General features: G+C 70.6%; 4 protein-coding genes. 3 read left to right on the top strand and 1 reads right to left on the bottom strand.

The window, feature by feature from the left end:
- Positions 1–37 precede the first annotated feature (37 nt).
- Positions 38–1,126 (bottom strand): NADH:flavin oxidoreductase, encoded by a 1,089-nt coding sequence (locus ACIO5D_RS02175; protein WP_363610325.1) that lies wholly within the window; start codon positions 1,124–1,126, stop codon positions 38–40.
- Between the two features lie 407 nt (positions 1,127–1,533).
- On the opposite strand from ACIO5D_RS02175, the gene ACIO5D_RS02170 reads away from it, so the two are divergent.
- The 3 genes from ACIO5D_RS02170 to car all read left to right on the top strand — a co-directional run bounded on the left by ACIO5D_RS02170 (position 1,534) and on the right by car (position 7,151).
- The gene (locus ACIO5D_RS02170; protein ID WP_363610327.1) at positions 1,534–2,280 is read left to right on the top strand and encodes an SDR family oxidoreductase; all 747 of its coding nucleotides are present in this window, start codon (positions 1,534–1,536) and stop codon (positions 2,278–2,280) included.
- 148 nt (positions 2,281–2,428) lie between these two features.
- Positions 2,429–3,625 carry a cytochrome P450 gene (locus tag ACIO5D_RS02165; protein WP_400793643.1) on the top strand — a complete coding sequence of 399 codons (1,197 nt, stop codon included), beginning with the start codon at positions 2,429–2,431 and terminating at the stop codon, positions 3,623–3,625.
- A 124-nt stretch (positions 3,626–3,749) separates the two neighbouring features.
- Positions 3,750–7,151, top strand: a complete 3,402-nt coding sequence (gene car / locus ACIO5D_RS02160) for a carboxylic acid reductase (RefSeq protein WP_400793641.1) — start codon at positions 3,750–3,752, stop codon at positions 7,149–7,151.
- Positions 7,152–7,154: the final 3 nt, after the last annotated feature.

Here is a 7,154-nt window from a genome sequence, read left to right as displayed (position 1 = left end):
CGCGGCCCGGATGCCGTCGCTCGCCCGAACGTGACGGTCAGGCCAGGGTCCTGAGCACGGCCGGGTCGTAGGGGACGGTCTGGGCCAGCTCACCGCGGAGCACCTTCGCCGCCCAGTCCGGGTTGGCCAGCAGCGTCCTGCCCACGGCGACGAGGTCGAACTCGTTGCGCTCCAGACGGGCCACCAGCTCGTCGATGCCGGTCACGCCGGCCTGCCGGGTGAAGCCCTGGGCGAATTCGCCCTCCCCGTACTGCCGGTCCAGGCCGACCGAGCCGACCGTCACGGTGGCCTTGCCGCTGAGCTTGCGCACCCAGCCGGCCAGGTTGAGCTCGCTGCCGTCGAATTCGGGCAGCCAGTAGCGGCGGGTCGAGGCGTGGAACACGTCGACACCGGCGTCCGCCAGCGGGGTCAGCAGCTGCGCCAGCTCGTCCGGGCTCTCCGCGATGCGGGCCCCGTACTGGTTGACCTTCCACTGGGAGAGCCGGAAGAAGACCGGGAACCCCGGGCTGACGACCGCGCGGACGGCCTGCACGATCTCGGCGCCGAAGCGGGCGCGGGAGGCCGGGTCGCCGCCGTAGCGGTCGGTACGCCGGTTGGTGCCGCTCCACAGGAAGTCGTCGATCAGGTAGCCGTGCGCGCCGTGCAGTTCGACGCCGTCGAACCCGAGCCGCTCGGCGGCCACGGCGGCCTCCGTGAAGGCGGCCACCGTGTCGTCGATGTCCTGCTGGGTCATGGCCCTCCCCGTCGGGGCGCCGTCCAGCCCCAGCCCGGACGGGCCCTCGGCGGGCGGCTCGGTCCCGGTCCGCGCGACCCCGGTGTGCCACAGCTGCGGAATGATCCTGCCGCCGGCCTGGTGCACCCGCCGGACCACGTGGGCCCAGCCCGCCAGGGACTCCTCACCGTAGAAGTGGGGCACGTTCTCGTACGCGGCGGCGGCAGCGCGGTTGACGTAGGTGCCCTCGGTGATGATCAGCCCGACCTGGTTGGCCGCCCGGCGGGCGTAGTACTCCGCCACGTCCTGGCCCGGCACCCCGCCGGGGGACTGCATCCTGGTCATCGGGGCCATCACGATCCGGTTGGGGAGCCTGAGATCACCCACGGTGAACGGCTCGTCAAGGCTTGCCATTGTTCCTCCCGAATGGTCGGCACTACTTGGACAGACGCCCCGTGTGCGCCTTTCCCCCAACCCGACAAAGCGCTTCCAGGCTGTTCGGAAAGTTTTGTGGCCGCACGGGCAGCGCATGATTATCGCCCTTTCCGACCGCAAACGTCCAGCCGGTGGTGACGGCTGCGCCGCCGGTGGATTGCCTGATGCGATCCAGTGCATCGACATAATCAGCTTGACCGTGTCAACGAGATCGCTGATAGTGGTCGTAGTGATTCCGCACCGCCATGATCGGCCGAAGCGAAACTCCCACGGCAAATCGCGACCGGAGAATTGATTTCCCCTGCTGATCCGTGTCGCGGACAGGGTTGTCGAGGCAGGAAAAGGGGGCAGAACCCAGGGTGAGCCAAAGTCGCCTTACCGCAAGGATGCCCGACGGGCTGGAAGGCAAGCGGGCCGTGGTTACCGGCGGTAGCCGCGGTATCGGCGCCGCGATCGTACAGAACCTGCTCGACGCCGGCGCCACCGTGGTGACCTCCGCCCGCAACCCGACCGAGCACACCCCGTCCGCGGCCACGTTCGTGCGGGCCGATCTCAGCACGCCGGACGGTGTGCGCGGGTTCGCGGCCGCCGCGCTGGAAGATCTCGGCGGAGTGGACATCGTCGTCAACAACGCGGGTGGCTGTCGGGCCTTTCAGAGCGCGCTGGACATTGAAAACGACTGGCAGTACACGGTGGACATCAACTTTCTGGCCGCCGTCCGGCTCAATTCCGCACTTGTGCCGTCCATGCGCGCGAACGGCGGCGGGGTCATCGTGCACCTCTCGTCCATCGCCACCATTTCGTCCTATCCGATGATCCTGCACTATGCCGCCGCCAAGTCCGCGCTCGAAACGTACAACAAGGGGCTCGCGGCCGAGTTGGCACCGCACGGCATCCGCGTCGTCGCCGTCTCTCCGGGGAACGTGATGACACCGGGGGCGGACGAGGCCCGCGAGAAGATCGTCGACTATCTCGGCAGCGAGTCCGAGGAGTGGGCCGACGAAATTCCGCTCGGGCGGATCGGCCAGTCCCAGGACATCGCCGATGCGGTCGGCTTTCTGGTCTCCCGACGCGCTTCGTGGATCACCGGCAGCAATCTCGTCATCGACGGCGGGCGGACCACGGCCCTGTGACCAGCGGCTGACACCCGACGGGATCCGGCATCGGCCGCAGACCCGCGAACTCCGAGGATCACGGACTCCGGCCGGACCAGTCACCACGTATGCCCAGTAACCACGGACGCACAGACAACCGCTTGCCAGGACGGGAAGGACGGACACGATGACCGCGACAGAGGACGGGGTGCCGGCCTATCCGTTCGGTCCGGCCGACCGGCTCGACGTGGACCCGAAGCTGGCCGAGATCTGCGGCGAACAGCCGGTGCTGCGCGTGAGCCTGCCCTACGGTGGCGACGGCTGGCTGGTCACGCGGCACGCGGACGTCAAGACGGTGCTGGCCGACCCCCGCTTCAGCCGGGCCGCCGCGGTCGGCGAGGACGTGCCCCGCACGGTCTCCGCCGGGCTGCCCAGCACCTCCATGCTGAGCATGGACCCGCCGGAACACAGCCGGCTGCGGCGCCCGGTGGCAAACGCCTTCACGCTGCGCCGTGTCGAGGCGATGCGCCCGCGCATCGAGCAGATCGTGAACGGCCTGATCGACACCATGATCGCCGCGGGACCGCCCGCCGACCTGACTCGGACGCTGACCTGGCCGCTGCCGCTCACGGTGATCTGCGAACTGCTCGGCGTGCCCGTCGCCGACCGCGACCGGTTCAGCGTCTGGGTGGACGGCCTGCTGATGCTGTCCGATCCGGCCCGGTCCGCGCGGGCCCGCGAAGACCTCAACGACTACCTCGCCGGTCTGGTCGCCCTCCGCCGTACCGCCCCCACCGACGACCTGCTCGGCGAGCTGGTCACCGTGCGGGACGAGGGGGACCGGCTCAGCGAGGAGGAGTTGGTCAGCCTCGGGGTCAGCCTGCTGTCCGCCGGTCAGGAGGCCACCGCCAACCAGCTCGGCAACTTCGTCTACACGCTGCTGACCGAGCCCGGTCTCTGGCGGGAGCTCGTCGCCGATCCCGGCCTGGTGCCCGATGCGGTCGAGGAGCTCTCCCGGATCATCCCGATCAGCGCCTTGGCCGGCTTCACCCGTATCGCCACCGAGGACGTGGAACTGAGCGGGCGAACCGTTCGCGCCGGCGACGCCGTGGTCGCCGAACTGGCCCTGGCCAACCGGGATCCCGAGGTGTTCGACCGCCCCGAGGAGATCGACTTCCACCGCGGGAACGTCCCGCACGTCACCTTCGGGCACGGCGTGCACTACTGCCTCGGCGCGCAGCTGGCCAGGACGGAGTTGCGCGTGGTGCTCGAGTCCCTGGTCCGCCGCCTGCCCGGTCTGCGCCTCGCGGTGCCGGCCGACCAGGTGTCCTGGCGGACCGAGCGCCTGATCCGCGGGGCTGCCGCGCTGCCGGTCAGCTGGTGAGGCTCTCACCGGCGGGAAGGGCCGCCGGAGGCTGTCGTCGCCCGCGTCCCCTGCCCCTCGACCAGTACCCAGTCCGACCTGCACGACTCGCCGACATCACCGGGACGCTACGGGAGGGCTGACCATGGCCGAACCACTGGAGGCGATCACTGCGGCGGTGCATGACCCGGGCAAGGGGCTTGCCGAGGTCATGGCGGCCGTCATGGAGGGCTACGGGGACCGGCCGGCCCTCGGCGAACGTGTCAGGGAACCTTCGACGGGGCGCCTGCTCCCGAGGTTCGGCACCATCAGCTACCGCGAACTGTGGACACGCGTCCGTGCGGTCGCCGGCACCTGGTACCACGACCCGGAGTATCCGTTGGGCGCGGGCGACCGGATCGGCATCCTGGGCTTCAGCAGCACCGACTACGCGACGCTCGACCTCGCCTGCATCCACTCGGGCATCGTGTCCGTGCCGCTGCAGTCCAGCGCGCCGCTGTCCCAGCTGCGGCCGATCATCGCGGAGACCGGGCCGCGCGTCCTCGCCGCGAGCACCGAGCGCCTGGACACCGCCGTCGAAGCCGTTCTCGGGGAAACGTCGATCCAGCGCGTGATCGTGTTCGACTACCGCCCCGAGGTCGCGGACCAGCGCGAGGCCTTCGAGTCCACCCGGCGGCGCCTGGCCGAAGCCGGCCGCCCGGTGGTCGTCGAATCGCTGGCCGCGGTGATCGAACGCGGAACCCGCCTGCCGCCCGCTCCCCTGTTCACCGCCGACGCCGGCGACGATCCGCTGGCCCTGCTCATCTACACGTCCGGCAGCACCGGGACCCCCAAGGGTGCCATGTACACCCAGCGGCTGGTCGGCACCGCGTGGAACGGGTTCACCTACGGCTCGGCGGACGTGCCCGCGATCGTCGTCCACTACATGCCGCAGAGCCACCTCGCCGGCCGCTATTCGCTGATGGGCTCGCTCGCCCGGGGCGGTGTCGGCCACTTCACCGCCAGGAGCGACCTCTCCACCCTGTTCGAGGACATCGCGCTGGTCCGCCCCACGGAGCTGACCATGGTTCCGCGCGTGTGCGACATGCTCTTCCAGCAGTACCGGAGCGAGCTGGACCGGCGGGCCGGCGAGCCGGGTGACGTCGAGGCGGCGGTGAGGAGGGAGCTGCGGGAGAACTTCCTGGGCGGGCGCGTCGCCAAGGCCTTCGTCGGGACCGCCCCGATCTCCGCCGAGCTGGCGGCCTTCGTCGAGTCCTGCCTGGATCTCCACCTGTACACCGGTTACGGCTCCACCGAGGCCGGCGGGGTGCTGCTCGACACGGTGGTGCAGCGCCCGCCGGTGATCGACTACAAGCTGGTCGACGTCCCGGAACTGGGCTACTTCCGAACCGACCTCCCGCATCCGCGCGGGGAACTGCTGCTCAAGACGGCCAGCGTCATTCCCGGGTACTACCAGCGGCCCGAGGTCACCGCCGAGATCTTCGACGAGGACGGCTACTACCGGACCGGCGACATCATGGCCGAGCTCGGGCCCGACCGGCTGGTCTACGTCGACCGCACCAAGGACGTCCTGAAGCTGTCCCAGGGCGAGTTCGTGGCCGTCTCCCGCCTGGAGGCCCTCTTCGTCGCCGGCCCCCTGGTCCGGCAGATCTTCGTGTACGGCAACAGTGAACGCGCCTACCTGCTCGCGGTGGTGGTGCCCACCCCGGAGGCGCTGGCCAGGAGCGGCGGGGACGTCGAGTCGCTCAAGCCGCTGCTCAGCGCGTCGCTCCAGCGGATCGCCGGGGAGGCCGAACTCAACTCGTACGAGATCCCCCGCGACTTCGTGATCGAGACCGAACCCTTCAGCTCCGCGAACGGCCTGCTCGCCGACAGCCACAAACTGCTGCGCCCCAGGCTCAGGGAGCGTTACGGCGAGGCCCTCGAACGGCTCTACACCGAACTCGCCGACGGGCAGGCCAGGCGACTGCGCGAACTGCGGCAGGCCGGGCCGGACCAGCCGGTGCTGGAAACGGTCGGCCGGGCCGCCCAGGCACTGCTGGGCTGCCCGGACACCGAGCTGCGCGCCGACGCGCACTTCACCGCCCTGGGCGGGGACTCCCTGTCCGCGCTGTCCTTCTCCAGCCTCATGAAGGAGATCTTCCACATCGAGGTTCCGGTCGGGGTGGTCATCAGCCCGACCAACGACCTGGCGCGGTTGGCGGGATACATCGAGGCGGAGCGCGAGTCCGGGGCGAAGCGGCCCACGTTCGCCTCCGTCCACGGCGGGAACGGCTCCGAAGTCCGCGCCGGCGACCTCACCCTGGAGAAGTTCGTCGACGCGCCGACGCTCGCCGCCGCCCCGGCGCTGCCCCGCCCCGACGGTGCCGTGCGGGCCGTCCTGCTGACCGGGGCCAACGGCTACCTCGGCCGGTTCCTGTGCCTGGAATGGCTGGAGCGGCTGGCGCCCTCGGGCGGCAGGCTGATCTGCGTCGTCCGCGGAAGCGACGCGGTCGCAGCGGCGAAGCGGCTCGAGAAGGCCTTCGACAGCGGCGACGCCGAACTGCTCCGGCGGTACCGGGAGCTGGCCGACGGGACCCTGGAAGTGCTCGCGGGTGACATCGGCGAGCCGTACCTGGGCCTGGGCGAGGACACCTGGAACCGGCTGGCCGATACCGTGGACCTGATCGTCCATCCGGCCGCCCTGGTCAACCACGTGCTGCCGTACACCCAGTTGTTCGGACCCAACGTCGTCGGCACGGCCGAACTGATCCGGTTGGCGCTCACCACGCGGATCAAGCCCGTCACCTACGTGTCCAGCGTCGCCGTGCAGGCCGGAGCCGCGGCTGCGGCCCTCGACGAGGACGCCGACATCCGCGGCACCAGCCCGGTGCGGCGGCTCGATCAGGGCTACGCCAACGGGTACGCGACCAGCAAGTGGGCCGGCGAGGTCCTGCTCCGGGAGGCACACGACCTGTGCGGCCTGCCGGTCGCCGTCTTCCGGTCGGACATGATCCTCGCGCACAGCCGGTACGCGGGGCAGGTGAACGTGCCCGACATGTTCACCCGGCTGCTGCTCAGCCTGGTCGCCACCGGCATCGCGCCGGGCTCGTTCTACCGGACCGGCACCCGCGCGCACTACGACGGTCTGCCGGTCGACTTCACCGCCGAGGCCATCGCCTCGCTGGGCGCGCGGGCCACCGAGGGCTACCGGACCTTCAACGTGCTGAACCCGCACGACGACGGCATCTCGCTGGACACCTTCACCGACTGGCTCACCGAGGCCGGCCACCCGATCCAGCGGATCGACGACTACGACGAATGGCTCGCCCGCGTCACGGCCGCGGTCCGCGCCCTGCCGGAGAGGCAGCGTCCGCACTCGCTGCTGCCCCTGCTGCACGCCTTCGCGCAACCCCAGGAAGGCGGCCCGGGTCCGGCGGTCCCCGCCGAGCGGTTCCACGCCGCCGTACGAGCCGCCAAGATCGGCCCCGGCGAGGACATCCCCCACCTGTCGGCGGCCCTCATCCGCAAGTACGTCACCGACCTGCGCCGACTCGGCCTGCTCTAGGGC

Origin of the sequence: Kitasatospora sp. NPDC087315 (genome assembly GCF_044744345.1) — a bacterium.
Lineage (GTDB): Bacteria > Actinomycetota > Actinomycetes > Streptomycetales > Streptomycetaceae > Kitasatospora.
Note: the sequence above shows the minus strand (reverse complement) of the source record. Positions and strands in the feature narration are given on the sequence as shown.